Source organism: Streptomyces sp. NPDC001796 (assembly GCF_042892355.1).
GTDB lineage: Bacteria > Actinomycetota > Actinomycetes > Streptomycetales > Streptomycetaceae > Streptomyces.
On the sequence record NZ_JBIAUC010000016.1, the window covers coordinates 1 to 16,887 of the forward strand.

12 protein-coding genes are annotated in these 16,887 nt (G+C 72.0%); 7 read left to right on the forward strand and 5 right to left on the reverse strand.

Going from position 1 to position 16,887, the window contains the following annotated elements; genetic code table 11:
- Positions 1 to 159 precede the first annotated feature (159 nt).
- Positions 160 to 3,012: a DEAD/DEAH box helicase gene (locus tag ACFYZE_RS26660; RefSeq protein WP_388998998.1), complete on the forward strand. Its 2,853-nt coding sequence runs from the start codon at positions 160 to 162 to the stop codon at positions 3,010 to 3,012.
- 107 nt (positions 3,013 to 3,119) lie between these two features.
- Here the strand turns inward: ACFYZE_RS26660 and atzF are convergent, their stop codons facing one another.
- The 4 genes from atzF to ACFYZE_RS26680 form a co-directional block, all read right to left on the reverse strand.
- Entirely contained in the window at positions 3,120 to 4,787 is a 1,668-nt protein-coding gene (atzF, locus tag ACFYZE_RS26665) for an allophanate hydrolase (protein ID WP_388999001.1), read from the reverse strand.
- 145 nt (positions 4,788 to 4,932) lie between these two features.
- Positions 4,933 to 8,454 (reverse strand): 5-oxoprolinase/urea amidolyase family protein, encoded by a 3,522-nt coding sequence (locus ACFYZE_RS26670; RefSeq protein WP_388999004.1) that lies wholly within the window; start codon positions 8,452 to 8,454, stop codon positions 4,933 to 4,935.
- Entirely contained in the window at positions 8,451 to 9,068 is a 618-nt protein-coding gene (locus tag ACFYZE_RS26675) for an urea amidolyase associated protein UAAP2 (protein WP_388999007.1), read from the reverse strand. The genes ACFYZE_RS26670 and ACFYZE_RS26675 overlap by 4 nt, the downstream gene beginning before the upstream one ends.
- Positions 9,065 to 9,889, reverse strand: a complete 825-nt coding sequence (locus tag ACFYZE_RS26680; RefSeq protein ID WP_388999010.1) for an urea amidolyase associated protein UAAP1 — start codon at positions 9,887 to 9,889, stop codon at positions 9,065 to 9,067. Before ACFYZE_RS26680 ends, ACFYZE_RS26675 begins: the two co-directional genes overlap by 4 nt.
- Positions 9,890 to 10,081: 192 nt before the next feature.
- Here ACFYZE_RS26680 and ACFYZE_RS26685 point away from each other — a divergent pair, with 192 nt between their 5' ends.
- From ACFYZE_RS26685 to ACFYZE_RS26710, 6 genes are all read left to right on the forward strand, one after another.
- Positions 10,082 to 10,708 (forward strand): TetR/AcrR family transcriptional regulator, encoded by a 627-nt coding sequence (locus ACFYZE_RS26685; protein WP_388999013.1) that lies wholly within the window; start codon positions 10,082 to 10,084, stop codon positions 10,706 to 10,708.
- A 422-nt stretch (positions 10,709 to 11,130) separates the two neighbouring features.
- On the forward strand, positions 11,131 to 12,753 hold the full coding sequence (locus tag ACFYZE_RS26690) for an ATP-binding protein (RefSeq protein ID WP_388999016.1): 1,623 nt from the start codon (positions 11,131 to 11,133) through the stop codon (positions 12,751 to 12,753).
- Positions 12,750 to 13,157 carry a roadblock/LC7 domain-containing protein gene (locus ACFYZE_RS26695; protein ID WP_388999019.1) on the forward strand — a complete coding sequence of 136 codons (408 nt, stop codon included), beginning with the start codon at positions 12,750 to 12,752 and terminating at the stop codon, positions 13,155 to 13,157. Before ACFYZE_RS26690 ends, ACFYZE_RS26695 begins: the two co-directional genes overlap by 4 nt.
- Positions 13,154 to 13,570, forward strand: coding sequence for a DUF742 domain-containing protein (locus ACFYZE_RS26700; RefSeq protein ID WP_388999022.1), 417 nt, complete (start codon positions 13,154 to 13,156; stop codon positions 13,568 to 13,570). Before ACFYZE_RS26695 ends, ACFYZE_RS26700 begins: the two co-directional genes overlap by 4 nt.
- Positions 13,551 to 14,171 carry an ATP/GTP-binding protein gene (locus ACFYZE_RS26705; RefSeq protein WP_388999025.1) on the forward strand — a complete coding sequence of 207 codons (621 nt, stop codon included), beginning with the start codon at positions 13,551 to 13,553 and terminating at the stop codon, positions 14,169 to 14,171. Before ACFYZE_RS26700 ends, ACFYZE_RS26705 begins: the two co-directional genes overlap by 20 nt.
- Positions 14,172 to 14,420: 249 nt before the next feature.
- Positions 14,421 to 15,938: a cytochrome P450 gene (locus tag ACFYZE_RS26710; protein WP_388999028.1), complete on the forward strand. Its 1,518-nt coding sequence runs from the start codon at positions 14,421 to 14,423 to the stop codon at positions 15,936 to 15,938.
- Positions 15,939 to 15,942: 4 nt separating this feature from the next.
- On the opposite strand, the gene ACFYZE_RS26715 is transcribed toward ACFYZE_RS26710, so the two are convergent.
- Positions 15,943 to 16,884, reverse strand: a complete 942-nt coding sequence (locus ACFYZE_RS26715; RefSeq protein WP_388999031.1) for an RluA family pseudouridine synthase — start codon at positions 16,882 to 16,884, stop codon at positions 15,943 to 15,945.
- Positions 16,885 to 16,887 lie beyond the last annotated feature (3 nt).

Below are 16,887 nucleotides of genomic sequence, written 5' to 3' on the forward strand. Positions count from 1 at the left end.
CGCGGGCCCCGCGGCGCCGGTGAATTCTTTTGGGGGGGGGGGGGGGCCGGGGTGGGGGGGGGGGGGGGGGCCCGCCCGCGGGGGGGGGGGCCCCCCCCCCCCCCCGGGGGGGGCCCCCCCCGCCCGTCCGCGCCCCGGTCCGCGTCCGTGATCCTCATAATGATCGTCCTGTTGTCAGTGGCTCCCGGTACGCTCGAAAGCACGATGACAGAGGACCTCTCCCCGGCCGAGCGGTACGCGGCAGCACGTAGGCGCGCTGCCGAGCAGGCCACCGCGCTCGCCTCCTTCCGCGAGATGTACGACTTCGGCCTCGACCCCTTCCAGATCGAGGCCTGTGAGTCACTCGAGGCCGGCAAGGGCGTGCTGGTGGCAGCGCCCACCGGCTCCGGCAAGACGATCGTCGGCGAGTTCGCCGTCCACCTCGCCCTCAAACAGGGCAAGAAGTGCTTCTACACGACACCCATCAAGGCGCTGTCGAACCAGAAGTACAACGACCTGTGCCGCCGCTACGGCACACAGAAGGTGGGTCTGCTCACCGGCGACAACAGCGTCAACTCCGACGCGCCGATCGTCGTGATGACCACCGAGGTCCTGCGGAACATGCTGTACGCGGGCTCGCAGACCCTCCTCGGCCTCGGCTATGTCGTCATGGACGAGGTGCACTACCTCTCCGACCGCTTCCGCGGCGCCGTCTGGGAGGAAGTGATCATCCACCTCCCCGAGTCGGTGACGCTGGTGTCGCTGTCGGCGACCGTGTCCAACGCGGAGGAGTTCGGCGACTGGCTGGACACCGTCCGCGGCGACACCGAGGTGATCGTCTCCGAGCACCGGCCCGTGCCGCTGTTCCAGCACGTGCTGGCCGGCCGCCGGATGTACGACCTGTTCGAGGAGGGCGAGGGCCACAGGAAGGCCGTCAACCCCGACCTCATGCGCCTCGCCCGCATGGAGGCCAGCCGCCCCATGTTCCAGGACCGCAGGCGGGGCCGCGCCATGCGTGAGGCCGACCGCGAGCGGGAGCGCAGACAGCGCGCCCGGGTGTGGACACCGAGCCGGCCCGAGGTCATCGAGCGGCTCGACGCGGAGGGCCTGCTGCCCGCGATCACGTTCATCTTCAGCCGCGCCGCCTGCGAGGCCGCAGTCCAGCAGTGCCTCTACGCCGGCCTCAGGCTCAACGACGAGGAGTCGCGGGAAAAGGTGCGCGCCCTCGTCGAGGAGCGCACGGCCTCCATCCCTTCCGAGGACCTGCACGTCCTCGGCTACTACGAGTGGCTGGAAGGCCTCGAGCGCGGCATAGCCGCCCACCACGCGGGCATGCTGCCGACGTTCAAGGAGGTCGTCGAGGAACTGTTCGTCCGCGGCCTGGTGAAGGCCGTGTTCGCGACCGAGACCCTCGCGCTCGGCATCAACATGCCGGCCCGCTCCGTGGTGCTGGAAAAGCTCGTCAAGTGGAACGGCGAACAGCACGCCGACATCACCCCCGGCGAGTACACCCAGCTCACCGGCCGCGCCGGCCGCCGCGGCATCGACGTCGAGGGCCACGCGGTGGTCCTGTGGCAGCGCGGCATGAGCCCCGAGCACCTCGCGGGCCTCGCCGGGACGCGCACCTACCCGCTGCGCTCCAGCTTCAAGCCGTCGTACAACATGGCCGTCAACCTGGTCGAGCAGTTCGGCCGGCACCGCTCCCGCGAACTCCTCGAGACGTCCTTCGCACAGTTCCAGGCCGACAAGTCGGTCGTCGGCATCTCCCGCCAGGTGCAGCGCAACGAAGAGGGCCTGGAGGGCTACAAGGAGGCCATGACCTGCCACCTGGGCGACTTCGAGGAGTACGCCCGGCTGCGCCGCCAGCTCAAGGACCGCGAGACCGAACTGGCCCGGCAGGGCGCCGCCCAGCGCCGCGCCGAGGCCGCCGTCGCCCTGGAGAAGCTCAAGCCCGGCGACATCATCCACGTCCCCACCGGCAAGTACGCGGGCCTGGCCCTGGTCCTCGACCCCGGCCTGCCCGCCGGCCGTTCCAACGGCCACCGGGGCCTGGAGTACCAGGACGGCCCGCGCCCGCTGGTCCTCACCGCCGAACGGCAGGTCAAGCGGCTGGCCACGATGGACTTCCCGGTGCCCGTCGAACCGCTGGAGCGGATGCGGATCCCGAAGTCCTTCAACCCCCGCTCCCCGCAGTCCCGCCGGGACCTCGCCTCCGCGCTGCGCACCAAGGCCGGGCACATCCCGCCGGAGCGGCACCGCAAGCGGCGCTCCGAGGCGGCCGACGACCGTGAGATCGCACGGCTGCGCGCCGCGCTCCGCGCCCACCCCTGCCACGGGTGCAACGACCGCGAGGACCACGCCCGCTGGGCCGAGCGCTACCACCGGCTGATGCGTGACACCAAGCAGCTGGAGCACCGTATCGAGGGCCGGACGAACACGATCGCGCGCACGTTTGACCGCATCGTGGCGTTGCTCACCGAACTGGACTACCTGCGCGGCAACGAGGTGACCGAGCACGGCAAGCGGCTCGCCCGGCTCTACGGCGAACTCGACCTGCTCGCCAGTGAGTGCCTGCGCGAGCGCGTCTGGGAGGGGCTCGCCCCCGCCGAACTCGCTGCCTGCGTCTCCGCGTTGGTGTACGAGGCCCGGGTCGGCGACGACGCGATGGCGCCGAAGCTGCCCTCGGGCAAGGCCAAGGCCGCGCTCGGTGAGATGGTGCGGATCTGGGGGCGTCTGGACGCGCTGGAGGAGGAGTTCCGCATCAGCCAGACCGAGGGCGTCGGCCAGCGCGAACCCGACCTCGGGTTCGCCTGGGCCGCGTACATGTGGGCCAGTGGGAAGGGACTGGACGAGGTCCTGAACGAGGCGGAGATGCCGGCCGGTGACTTCGTGCGGTGGTGCAAGCAGGTGATCGATGTGCTGGGGCAGATCGCGGCGGCTTCTCCTGCGGAGGGCTCGACCGTGGCCAAGGCCGCGCGCAAGGCGGTTGACCAGTTGCTGCGGGGTGTTGTCGCCTATTCGTCGGTGGGGTGAGAGTCCTCGGGCGGGTGCGGGTCCTCTGAGGTTGTTCGCGCCCACGCGGCGGAGCCGCACAATGTCACGGCCCCGCGCCCCATCAGGCGTGTCGACCCCGCGCCCCTTCAGGCCTGTCGACCCTGCCTCCGAGTCACATATGTCCGCCAGCTGCCGTACTCCGTGATGTCCTCGGTGTTGGTCAAGGCGCCGGGTTCGCACAGGAAGCCCGGGACTCGGTCGCCGTCCGCCAGTTCCACGCTGCCCAGCGTCATCGGGCGGGGCAGAGCGGTGAGCAGGCGGCCCAGGCCCTCCGCGGGCAGGCGCCAGACCTCCGTCTCGATCGCCGCTCCGCCCGCGCCGACGTGCACCAGGCCCGGCTTCGGCGGGTCCGTGCGCAGGGCGTGCAGGCGGTAGAGCGGGGCCGTGGTCGTCGTACGGTCCAGCCTGGCGCCCAGTGTCAGGAGCTGGGGGTTCATGGGCTGGCCCGACAGGTGTGCGCCCACCACGGCCACACATGTCTCCGGTTCCAGCACTCGGGCGATCCGGGCCAGCCGTTCGTCCGTGAACGCCGGGCCGATCAGCATCACGCCGAACGGCAGTCCTTTCACCTCGCCCGCTGGGACGGCCACTGCCGCCAGGTCGAACAGGTTCGTCGAGTTGGTGAAGCGGCCCAGACGGGCGTTGGCGCCCAGTGGGTCCGCGGCGACCTCGGCGAGGGTCGGGTGCCCCGGGGCGGTGGGCAGCAACAGGGCGTCCGCATCGGCCAGTTCCACCAGGGCGCGGGCCCGCAGGGCGGCCAGGTGGGCCTGGTCGGCGAAGAGCTGGTGGGCCGGGACGTCGCGGGCGCGGGTGATGATGCCGGCTACCGTGGGGTCCAGACCCTCCCCACCCTCAGCGATCAACTTGTCGACAAAGCTTCCGACCGCCGCGTAACGCTCCGCCACGAACGCGCCCTCGTACAGCATCGCGGCCGCTTCCGTGAACGGAGCCAGGTCGATGCTTCGTACCTCGGCGCCCGCGTCGGCGAGCCGGCCCACCGCGACGGCGTAGGCCTCAGCCCAGCCCTCGTCCAGTTCGCCGAGGTCGGCGAGCGGTGGGACCGCGATGCGCCACGGGCCGGGAGCCCGCTGGGGGAGCGGCGGGAGCGCGCGGTCGGGCGGTGAGGACATGTGGGCCAGGGCCTGCTCGGCCTCCGGGAGCGTACGGGCGAACACGGTCACGCAGTCGATCGAGGCGCAGGCGGGCACGACACCGGTGGTGGGGACGAGGCCGCGGGTGGGCTTCAGGCCGACGATGCCGTTGAAGGCGGCCGGGACGCGGCCCGAGCCCGCGGTGTCGGTGCCCAGGGCGAAGTCGACGATGCCCAGCGCCACCGCCACGGCCGAGCCGGAGCTGGAGCCGCCACTGACGCGGGACGGGTCGTGGGCGTTGCGTACGGCACCGTGGGGGGAGCGGGTGCCGACCAGGCCAGTGGCGAACTGGTCCAGGTTCGTGGTGCCGAGCGCCACCGCGCCGGCTGCGCGCAGGCGTGCGACGACCGGGGCGTCCTTTTCGGGTGCGTACGCGTACGCCGGGCAGCCGGCCGTGGTGGGCAGGCCCTTGACATCGATGTTGCCCTTCGCGGCGAAGAGCCTGCCGGCCAGGGGGAGGTGTTCCCCTGCGGCCACTCGGGCATCCACGGCCTGGGCTTCCGACTCCACCTCTTCCCGGGGGCGGAGGTCGATCCAGATTTCGGGGCGGTTTACCGCTTCCATCCGGGCGTATGCCTGGCGGACTCGGGTCACGGTGGACATCTGTGCTCCTGGGCTGGTGAGGGTTTGTTGGCTTGCCGCCGACGGGTGGGTGTGTGCCCACCCGTTCCGCCCTGGGGGCACCCCTGCTCGAGCGAAGCCGGGAGCTCGGGGGAGGAACGACCGGCCCCACACCACCGGGTCGCTTTCACGTTCCTGTCGGCTGCAGGGGGCCGAGGACCACCAGGGGGGTTCCCGCTTCCACCTGGGCTCCCGGCTTCGTGAGGATCTCTGTCACCACGCCCGGCATCGGCGCGTGCACCCTCGACTCCATCTTCATGGCCTCCAGGGCCAGCAGGGGCTGTCCTGCCGTCACCGCGTCTCCCGGCTCCACGTTCACCTGCCACACGGACGCGGCGAAGTCGGCCTCCACGAGCCGGCCACCCGGCGGAACCGTCACCTCGGACGGCGCCGCAGGCACGGTCGCCGTCTCTGCTCGGGCGAACTCGCCCGACGCCTCCCAGGCGGCGCGTTCCGCGGCGAAGGCGGCCTGCTGACGGGACTTGAACTCGGCGATCGACGTGGCGTTCTCGGAGAGGAACGCCTCGTACTCCGCCAGGGAGAACACGCCCTCCTCGATACGCGGCACGAAGCGGCCCGAGACGATGTCCGCGCGGAGTTCGAGCAGTTCGTCCGCGCTCACCGGGTACCACTTGATGCGGTCGAAGAAGCGGAGCAGCCACGGGGAGCCCGGCTCGAAGGCGCCCCGCTGCTGCCATCCCGACCAGACCTGTGTCGTCCGGCCCACGAACTGGTAGCCGCCGGGGCCCTCCATGCCGTAGACGCACAGGTAGGCGCCGCCGATGCCGACCGAGTTCTCGGCGGTCCAGGTGCGGGCCGGGTTGTACTTCGTGGTCACCAGGCGGTGGCGCGGATCCAGCGGTGTGGCCACCGGGGCGCCCAGGTAGACATCCCCCAGACCCAGGACCAGGTACTCGGCGTCGAAGACCGTGCGGTGGACGTCCTCCACCGATCGCAGGCCGTTGACGCGCCGGATGAACTCGATGTTCCACGGGCACCAGGGCGCGTCGTCGCGGACGCCCGCCATGTAGCGGGCGATGGCCTCACGGGTGGCCGGGTCGTCCCAGGACAGGGGGAGGTGGACCGTGCGGGACGGCACGACCAGTTCGCCGGTGGGAGGAAGAGCCGCGACCAGCTCCCTCACCAACGCGAGCAGTTCGGGCTGGGCGAGCCTGCGCGGGTCGGTCCGGATCTGGAGGGAGCGGATGCCGGGGGTGAGATCGGTGACTCCGTCCGGGCACGCCTGCGACACCGCCTCCATCAGCGCGTGCACCCGCATCCGCAGCGCCAGGTCCAGGCGCATCGGGCCGAACTCGACCAGCAGGTTGTCGTCGCCGCTGCGCCGGTACGTCACGTCGCCGTCGCGGGCCAGTATGCCGCCGTCCACGATGGCGGGCCGGGGCGTGCCGTCGTCGGCCAGCGGTGCGAAGCGGACGGTGTCTCCCGGGCGCAGCTGGCCGAGCTTCCAGCGTTCCCGGGTGGGCACCGTCGCCGGGCAGACGAAACCGCCGAGCGACGGGCCGTCCGGGCCGAGCAGGACCGGCATGTCGCCCGTGTAGTCCACGGCGCCGACCGAGTACGGCGTGTCATGGATGTTGGACGGATGCAGGCCCGCCTCGCCGCCGTCCGGGCGCGCCCAGCGCGGCTTGGGGCCGACCAGGCGTACTCCGGTGCGCGCCGAGTTGAAGTGGACCTTCCACTCGGCGGCGTAGAAGTCGTGGATGTCGTCCTCGGTGAAGAACTCCGGTGCCGCGTGGGGGCCTTCCAGGGCTCCCAGCAGCCACGACGAGGTGAAGGCCGGGCGGTCGGCGGGCGGCACCGGGGTGCCCGTCGTCACCGTGCCGCCGTGCAGGACGTCTCCCGTGCGCAGCGCCCGGCCGCCGTGGCCGCCGAACCGGCCCAGCGTGAAGGTGGCCGCGCTGCCGAGGAAGGCGGGCACGTCCAGCCCGCCGCCCGCGAACAGCACATACGTCCGCAGCCCGGGTCCGGACGGCGCCCCGATCTCCAGGACCGCGCCCGCCGGCACCGTAACCGGCTCCCACTGTGCGACCGGCGCACCGTCCACCGTGACCGGTGCGGGGGCGCCCGTGACGCACACGGTGGTGGCGTGTGTGAAGCGCAGCGTCGGGCCCTGGAGCGTGCACTCCAGGCCGGGCGCGCCCTCCGTGTTGCCGAGCGCCCGGTTGCCGAGCCGGAAGGACAGGTCGTCCATCGGGCCGCACGGGGGCACGCCGACCTGCCAGTGACCGGTGCGGCCCGGCCAGTCCTGCACGGAGGTGAGGGTTCCGGCGGCCGCGACCTCGATACGCGCGGTGGGGTCCGTGACGGTGGCGAGGGTCGCCGTGGAGTGCGTGGCCGACCGGAAGGCGTCGGCCGCGAGGGCCGCCCGGATGTGGCCCAGGTTGGTCTCGATGCCGTCGACCCGGGTGCGGGCCAGGGCCTCGTCCAGCCGCCGCAGCGCGTGCTCCCGGTCCGGACCGTAGGCGATGACCTTGGCGAGCAGGGGGTCGTAGGAGGTGGTGACCTCCGTGCCCGTCTCGATCCAGCCGTCCACGCGCACGCCCTGCGGGAACTCGACCCGGGTGAGCAGTCCGGCCCCCGGTCGGTGGTCGCGGGAGGGGTCCTCGGCGTAGAGGCGGGCCTCGACGGCGTGGCCGCGGGGCGGGCCCGGGTCCCGTACGACGCCGTGGTCGCCGCGCGCCAGGCGCAGCATCCAGCCGACCAGGTCGACTCCGTATGTCGCCTCGGTGACCGGGTGCTCGACCTGGAGGCGGGTGTTGACCTCCAGGAAGTACGCCTCCTCGCGCGCCGCGTCGTACACGAACTCGACGGTGCCGGCGGACCGGTAGCCGACGGAGGCGCACAGGTCCCGGGCGGAGTCGGCCAGTTGCCGCCGTATGCGGGGCGGCAGTCCCGGGGCCGGTGCCTCCTCCACGACCTTCTGGTTGCGGCGCTGGAGCGAGCAGTCGCGGTCGCCGAAGGTGACGACCTTCCCCGCCCCGTCGCCGAAGATCTGCACCTCGACATGGCGGGCGTGCTCGACGAGCCGCTCCAGGAAGACACCGGCCGTGGAGAAGGAGGCGGCGGCGACCCGCTGCACCCGCTCCCACGCCTCGGTCAGTTCGGCTGCGGATCGACAAGCCGACATACCGATGCCGCCACCACCGCCGGTCGCCTTGAGCATCACCGGATAGCCGATCACGTCGGCCTGGTCCAGCGCCTCCGCCAGGGAGGCGAGCAGGCCCGTGCCCGGGGCCAGCGGTACTCCCGCCGCCCGGGCCGCCGCCCGCGCGGTGTGCTTGGTGCCGAACAGCTCCAGCTGTTCGGGGGTCGGACCCACGAACACGATCCCGGCGTCCTCGCAGCGGCGCGCGAACGCCGCGTCCTCGGACAGGAAGCCGTAGCCGGGGTGGATCGCCCCCGCGCCCGTGTCCTTGGCGGCCTTCAGCACCAGGTCCGGATCGAGGTAGGACTCCTTCGCGGGCGGCGGGCCCAGCCGTACCGCCTGGTCGGCGAGACGGACGTGGGGTGCCGAGCGGTCCGCGTCGGAGTGGACCGCGACCGTGCGCAGGCCGAGCTCGCGGGCCGTGCGCAGGATCCGGACGGCGATCTCGCCCCGGTTGGCGACCAGCAGCGTGTCGAAGCTCATGCGGTGTCCCCCAGGCCGGCCTCGATCGTCATCTCCACCGCCGTCGGCTCGAAGCCGTTGCACGGGTTGTTGATCTGGGGGCAGTTGGACACGAGCACGAGGACGTCCCGCTCGGCCCGCAGGGTCAGCGAGAGGCCGGGGGCCGAGATGCCGTCGACGATGCCGAGGGTGCCGTCCTTCTCGACGGGGACGTTCATGTACCAGTTGATGTTGGAGACCAGGTCGCGCTTGCCGAGGCCGTACTTGGCGCCCTCCGCGAGGAAGTTGTCCACGCAGGCGTGCTGCGACCAGGTGTGGTGGCCGTACCGGAGCGTGTTCGACTCCTTGGAGCAGGCGCCGCCGACCGTGTCGTGGCGGCCCACGTCGTCCGCGACGACCGTCATCAGCGGGGTGTGCTCGTTGGACAGCAGCACACTGCCCGTGGTCAGGAAGATGGTGCCCTGCGCCTGGATCGTGTCGGGGGCGCTGTAGCGCACGGACGTGTCGTGCGCGTCGTAGGCGAGGAAGTCGACGGCCTGGTTGCCGTACAGGTCGGTGACGGTCAGCGTGTCGCCGGTGCGCACGACGGACGACCAGGCGGCACGGGCCGGAACGACGGTCTTCACGCTCTTCATGCGAGCCCCCTCGCGGCGAGGAATTCGGTGGTGTTCAGGAAGGCACGGCGGCCCTCGGGGGCGGCCTCCCACAGCTGGTCGCCGGGGCGGGTCGCCTCCGAGCGCCAGGCGAGGACCTCCAGCGGGGTGCACACGTAGTCCGGGCGCGGGTCGACCGGGTGGGGGACGTTGGCGATGAGCACCGTGACGTCCTGCTCGGCGCGCAGGGTGACGCTGCCGCCGGGGCCGACGGAGCCCGTGAAGTCGAGGGCGCCGTCCTCGCGGACCTCCACGCCCTGGAGGAACGACAGCGACGGCGGCAGGTCGCGCGGCTCCAGCCCGTTCTTCGCCGCGGCCAGCTTGAACAGCTCGCGTCCGGCGGGGGAGGCGGACTGCGGGGTGCCGTCCCCGTAGCGCTCGGTGTTGCGGGCGAGCGTGGAGGTGCCGCACAGGGCGTCGTGGCGCCCGGAGGTGTCGGCGACGACCGACGCGAGGACGCGGCCCTGGTCGGACAGGAGCAGCCGTCCCTCACCGAGGTACGCGTTCCACTGCACCTTGACCGTGTCGGCCACGTTCAGCCGCTCCCACGGGCGGTCGGCGACGAACAGCAGCAGATGGGCGCAGGCGTCGCCGCGCAGATCCGTCAGGCGCAACTCGGTGCCGCGGGCGAGCACCCGGTGCGTGTAGTTGCCGCCCGCCACGGTCTCCGCCCACACCAGGTGGCCCGCCTCGCAGGGCGGCGCGGGCCAGGCGTTCGCCGGCACGACGGGCATGGCCTCGGCACGGGCGCCCTCCTGTGCCCGGGCGTGGTCGCGTGCTCCGTAGGTGGTCGCTGTCGCCATCGCGGGACCTCCGGGGTCGGGTGACTGCTGCGCTGATTTCTGTCGCGTGACAGAAATTAGGCGGGGGGCGGGTCGCCGCTGTGTCCCGGGCGTTGCCGGTCGGTTTCCGGTCCCTCACCGCCGGCGCCGGGCGGGGCCGGCGTCACGCCGGGCCGAGATCGCCGTACGGCGTCATGTGCGAGGATCGACCGCATGGGAACCGGTGGTGGGCGGCGGGTCGGCAGGCCGCGGGCGGAGCGGCGGCCCGACAGCGGACTGCCGCCGCGCGACGAGCTCCTCGCGGCCGCCGCCGAGTTGTTCACCACCCACGGATATGCCGCGACCACCACGCGCGCCGTCGCGGAGCGGGCCGGGATGCGGCAGGCCTCCATGTACCACTACGTGTCCGGCAAGGAGGAACTGCTCGCCGAGCTGCTGGAGTCCACCGTCACGCCTTCGCTGTCCTGTGCGCGCGACCTGCTCGCCGACGACACCGCCCCGGCCGAGGACCGGTTGAGGGAGCTGTGCCGCACCGACGTCGAGCTGCTCTGCGGCGGCCCGCACAACCTGGGCGGCCTCTACCTGCTGCCCGAGGTGCGCTCCGAGCGGTTCGCGGGCTTCCATGCCGTGCGCGCCGAACTCAAGGACGCCTACCGGCAGTTGATCGCCGCCACCCGGGCGGGTTCCGGTCTCGCCAAGGGTGAGCTGGATCTGCGGACGGATCTGGTCTTCGGGCTGATCGAGGGCGTCATCCTGGTCCACCGCTCCGACCCGGACCGCCCGGTGTCCGTCTTCGCGGAGGCCACGGCGGACGCGGCGCTGCGCATCGCCGGAGTCTGAGGCCTTCCGCAGAGCCTCGGCGCCTCGGAGCCCCGGGGCCTCAGAGCCCCGGGGTTTTCGGGGCCTCGGGTCTCGGGCTCTCAGGTCGTCAAGTCCACTGCCTTGCAGGGGAATTCGCCTGCACGTGGGACCAGTCTCGCCTTCGCGTACGCCGTGACGGTGCGTGTTCGAATCGCAGCGCACCGTAGGAAAAATGCCGAGCGTACCCCTGTCCCGATGGGTATTTCAGGTGCTTGCCGAATATGACATGGCGATGATCCGGTCGGACTAAGCTCGCCCGCGGCGCACCGAGTTGAGGCGTATTCGTGCGTCTGTTCCCAAACATACCGAAGATCCAGTTGTCACCCCGTTTCGATCCGGTACCTACCCGTCTTTCCTCGCAAGCACCCCCGATCCAGCCGATTCAGTCTCAGAGGGCATACATGGTGAGTGTTCAATCGCCTCCCGGTGGCCGTGAACTTCCCTACACACGCGTGCTGTTGGTGCCGTTCATACTGATGTGCGCGGCGACGGGGGCCGCCGCCGTGCTCTCCGGGCCGGCCCGGACCGCCGTCGGCTGGTGCGGGGCCATCGCCACGGTCCTGGTGACCGCCGTCGCCGCCGTGGCGGTCCACCGTGAACGCGCCCTGCGTGCGCTGCGCGCCGAGTGCGCGGAGCGCACCGCCTTCCTGGAACGGCGGATCGCCTCCCAGAACGACGACCTCGACTACCTCCGCACCGAGATCGTGCCCAGAGCGGTCGCCAAGCTGCGCGAAGCCATCTCGCCCGGGCAGGTGCTCACCCAGCTCGTCGACGGCACCCCGGAGTTCCGCGGGATCCCCGACGCGCAGCGCCGGTTGCTGAAAACCGTGCTGCAGGTCATCGACCGTGAGATCGCGCGGCGCGACTCCGCACTGCGCGCCTTCGTCAACATCGCCCGCCGCGTCCAGGCCATCGTCCACCAGCAGGCCAACGAACTGCGGGAGATGGAGGAGGACCACGGCCTGACCCCGGAGGTCTTCGACGACCTGCTGCGCCTCGACCACGGAAACGCGCTCATCGGCCGCCTCGCCGACTCCATCGCCGTCATCGGCGGCGGCCGCCCCGGCCGCAAGTGGCCCGCGCCCGTGCCGCTGTACAGCTGTCTGCGCGGTGCGATGAGCCGCATCCTGGAGTACCGCCGCATCGAGCTGCACTCCATCGCCAAGGTCAACATCAGGGGCGAGTCGGTCGAGCCGATCATCCACGCCGCCGCCGAACTCCTCGACAACGCCACGCGTTACTCGCCGCCCAACACCAAGGTGCACGTCACCGCCACCGAGGTGCAGACCGGTGTCTGTGTCGAGATCGAGGACGGCGGAGTCAGCCTCAGCGGGGAGAACCGCGCCAAGGTCGAGAGGATGCTCGCCGAGGCCCAGGCCGGCGTGGACGTCCAGCAGCTCGGTGAGGCCCCGCGCCTGGGCCTGGCCGTCGTCGGCCGCCTGTCGTCCATGTTCAACATGGAGGTCTCGCTGCGGAAGTCGGCGTACGGCGGTGTCCGCGCCATCCTCGTCGTCCCGAACGACATGACGACCACCGACCCCGCCCCCGGGCAGGCCCACGGCGTCGGCATCACCTCCATTCCGACCCTGGACAACGACGGCGTCGAGGGCCCCAAGCGCAAGGACAAGCCCCGCCGCCCCACCACCGGGCCCCGGGTCAGGGAGCGGCTGTCCCTGGAGGACGACGTCCCCGTGGTCACCGAGTGGACGGCGGGCGGCCTGCCGCAGCGCCGCAGCCGGGTGAAGATCCCGCTGAGCCAGCAGATCGCCGAGGCGGCCGCCGCGGAAGCCGCCGCCCAGGCCATCCAGGCCAGGAGCCACGCGCCCGTCAGGCCGGAGCGCGAACGCAAGAAGAAGGACGAGCCGCCGCCCGGCATGTGGGTGGAGGCGTTCTTCGCCGGGCTCAAGGCCGACCCGGACCCGAACGCCTTCTCCTCCGGGCCACCGGACGACGACGCGCACGCAACCACCAGCACCGACGAGCCGGCCGCTGCCCAGGCCGACGACGAGGGGGACCCGAAATGATCCAGCAGCGAGGCAACCTGGACTGGTTGCTGAAGGAACTCGCCGACGGCGTGCCGGGCATCCACCAGATCGTGGTGCTCTCCGCCGACGGACTGCGCATCGCCCGCTACGGCGGCGACCCGGACGCCGCCGACCGTGTCGCCGCGGCCTGCGCCGGACTGCAGAGCCTGGCCGGGGCGGTCGCGGCCGAGATGCCGGACAGCGACGGCCGGATGCGCATGGTCATCATCGAGATCGACGGCGGCTACTTCTACATGATGGAGGCCGGCCCGAACGCCTACCTGGCGGTGCTCTCCGACGTGGTGGCCGAGGCCGGCCTGATGAGCAACCGCATGCGCGATCTCGTCATCCGCATCGGCGACCACCTGACGAGTCCGCCGCGACGGACCGGGCAGACCGTATGACTCCTCCGCAACGGCGCCGGCGCCATCCCCAGGAACAGCTCCCCCCGGAGCCTGTCACCGAAGGCGGCGCGGCGGAAGGCGAGGGGAAGCAGCCCGAGCGGCTGTACATCCTCGCCGGCGCGGCCGACGGGGGCGAACGGGCCCCCATCGACCTGGTCACCCTGATCGTGACCGGCGCCGACCCGCCGCCCGCCGCCACGCCGGAGCAGTCGGCGCTGCTCCGGCTCTGCCAGACCCCCCTGTCCGTGGCCGAGATCTCGGCCTACCTCAGTCTGCCGTTCAGTGTGGTGACCATGCTGATCACCGACCTGCTGGCGGCCGAACTGGTCCAGGCGCGCGCCCCGATCGTCCGGCAGGCGGTGCCCGACCGTTCCCTCCTCGAAGCGGTGATGCATGGACTTCAAAAGCTCTGACACCGTCCCGGGGCCACCCCCCGAGGACCACCTGCCGCACACCACGCAGGCCGCGGTCAAGATCGTCATCGTGGGCGGGTTCGGGGTCGGCAAGACCACCATGGTCGGTTCCGTCAGCGAGATCAGGCCGCTGACGACCGAGGAGACCATGACCCAGGCGGGCATCGGAGTCGACGACAACTACGGCTCCGACAGCAAGACGGCCACCACCGTGGCCATGGACTTCGGCCGGATCAGCATCACGGAGCAGCTGGTGCTGTACCTGTTCGGCACCCCGGGCCAGGAACGCTTCTGGTTCCTGTGGAACGGCCTGTTCGAGGGCGCGCTCGGGGCCGTCGTCCTGCTCGACACCCGCCGCCTCGAGGTCAGCTTCGATGTCATCGGCCGGCTGGAGGAGCGCGGTGTGCCCTTCGTGGTCGCCGTCAACTCCTTTCCCGACGCACCCCGTTACCCCATTGAGGAGCTGCGCGGGGCACTCGATCTGCCCCTCGAGATCCCGATCATGGAGTGTGACGCCCGGCGCCGGGCCTCCAGCCGTGAGGTCCTGATGACGCTGATGCGCTTCCTGCACTCCCTGGCGATGCGCCGCGCCCCCGTGTGAGGGCCCCGCGCCCCCGCGCGAAGGCGCTCATGCCATTGCGTGAAGGCGCTCGTGGCCCCCGTGAAGGTGCCCGTGCCCCCGCGTGAAGGCGCCCGTGCCTCCGCAGTGAAGGCGATCGCGACCGCGCGAGAGCGCCCGCGTCGCCGTCCCCATGTTTCCTGCCCAAAACCCATTCCCAAACCCATTCCCAAACCCATTCCCATCCCCACCCAAGACACAGGCTCGACCTGACGTTCCGGAGCGACCATCGTGACGCCTGAATCCCCCTCCCTGACCGGCAGCGACCACACCGGCACGGACGCCTCCTCGGCCGTCCCGCCGCCCGGGTGCCCGGCCCACGGCCTCGGCCCCGGCGGAGTGCGCCGGCTGTACGGTCCCGAAGCGGAGGACCTGGGAGCCCTGTACGAGAAACTCCGCGCCGAACACGGCCCCGTGGCGCCCGCGCTGCTCCACGACGACGTGCCGATCTGGGTGGTGCTGGGGCACGCGGAGAACCTGCACATGGTGCGCAGCCCCGCGCACTTCACCCGCGACAGCCGCATCTGGGCTCCGCTGGCGAGCGGCGAGGTCAAGCCCGACCACCCGCTGACGCCGCACTTCGCCTGGCAGCCCATCTGCTCGCACGCCGAGGGCGACGAGCATCTGCGGCTGCGCGGCGCGGTCACCGGCGCCATGTCGACCATCGACTACCGGGGCCTGCGCCGGTTCATCAACCGCGCGACGCAGTACCTCGTCAACCGCTTCTGCGAACAGGGCCGGGCCGACCTCGTCGGCCAGTTCGCCGACCACCTCCCGATGGCGGTGATGTGCGAGGTGCTCGGCATGGGCGAGGAGTACAACGACCGGATCGTGCACGCCGCCCGCGACATGCTCAAGGGCACCGATACCGCGATCGCCAGCAACCAGTACATCGTGGACGCCCTCGGCCGGCTCGTCGCCCGCCGCAGGACCGACCCCGACGACGACTTCACCACCCACCTCGTCAACCACCCCGCCCGGCTCACGGACGACGAGATCAGGGAGCACCTGCGGGTGGTCCTGATCGCCGCCTACGAGGCCACCGCCAACCTCCTCGCCAACGTGCTGCGGATGATCCTCACCGATCCGCGGTTCCGGGCGCAGCTCAGGGGCGGCCAGATGACGGTGCCCGAGGCGGTCGAGCAGTCCCTGTGGGACGAGCCGCCGTTCAGCAGCATCCTCGGCTACTTCGCCAAGCAGGACACGGAACTGGGCGGGCAGCGCATCCGCAAGGGCGACGGACTGCTCTTCGCCATCGCACCCGGCAACGTGGACCCCCGGGTGCGGCCCGACCTCTCGGCCAACATGCAGGGCAACCGCTCCCACCTCGCCTTCGGCGGCGGCCCGCACGAGTGCCCCGGCCAGGACATCGGGCGTGCCATCGCCGACACCGGCATCGACGCGCTGCTGACGCGGCTGCCCGACCTCGAACTCGACTGCGACGCGGACGACTTGCGCTGGACCGCGTCCATCGCGTCGCGGCACCTGGTGCAGCTGCCGGTGCGGTTCCAGCCGAAGCCGCCGCAGGACGTGACGCAGCAGCCCTCCCTGCGGCCGACGCCCGCGCAGCGCAGCGACTGGGAGATCACGACGGCCTCCGCTGCCGGGAGCGCCACTGCCGCCCCGGAGCCGCTGCCCGCTCCGCCCCCGCCACCTGCCGCCGTGCCGGCGCCCACGGAACCGGCCGTCGAGCCGCGGCCCCGGCCCGGACTGTGGCGCCGGATGCTGCGACGGTGGCGGGGCCGCTGAGCCGCTACCCCGCCCACGCCTCGTACGCCGACCAGGCCTTCAGCACCCGCTCGCTGACGAAGCGGTGCGCGCGCCCCGTGACCGGATCGGTGAACTCCAGCACCCGCGCCAGCAGTTGCAGCGGGCGCCGGAAGTCACCGGCCGGCACGGGGGCGGCCACCACCGGATACAGCGGGTCCCCGAGGATCGGCAGACCCAGCCCGTTCATGTGCACGCGCAGCTGATGGGTCTGCCCGGTGTACGGCAGCAGCCGGAAGCGCCCGAGCCCGGCGCGGTGCTCCAGCAGCTCGATCCGGCTGACCGCGTTGGGCTCGCCCGGCACCTCCCGGGCCGTCATCTCCCGACGCTCCTTCACGATCCGGCTGCGCACGGTGCGGGGCAGGGCGACCTCCGGGTCGTACGGGGCGACGGCCTCGTACTCCTTGGTGACGCGCCGGTCCCGGAACAGCGACTGATAGGCGCCGCGCTCCTCGGGCCGCACGGTGAACAGCACAAGCCCGGCGGTGAGCCGGTCCAGCCGGTGCGCGGCGGTCAGCGCCGGGACGCCCAGGTCGCGCCGGAGCCGGGCGAGCGCGGTCTCGGCGACATGGCTGCCGCGCGGCGTGGTGGCCAGGAAGTGCGGCTTGTCGGCGACGACGATGTGCTCGTCCCGGTACACCACGTCGACCGGGTACGGCACACGCGGCTCGTCGGGCAGCGCACGGTGGAACCAGACGTACATGCCCGGCACATACGCCGCGTCCGGGGCGACGGGCCGCCCGTCCGCCCCGACGACGAGCCCCGCCTCGAGCATCCCGTCGATGACCCCGTCCCCGGCCGCGAGTCGCGCCACGAGATGCTCTCGCACGGTGGCCCATCCCCCGTCGAACGGCAACCGCACCCGCACGGGATCGACCCCGCTGCGCTGCGGCAGGGGAGAGGGCGGTGTACGGGGTCGGCGTCTCATGGG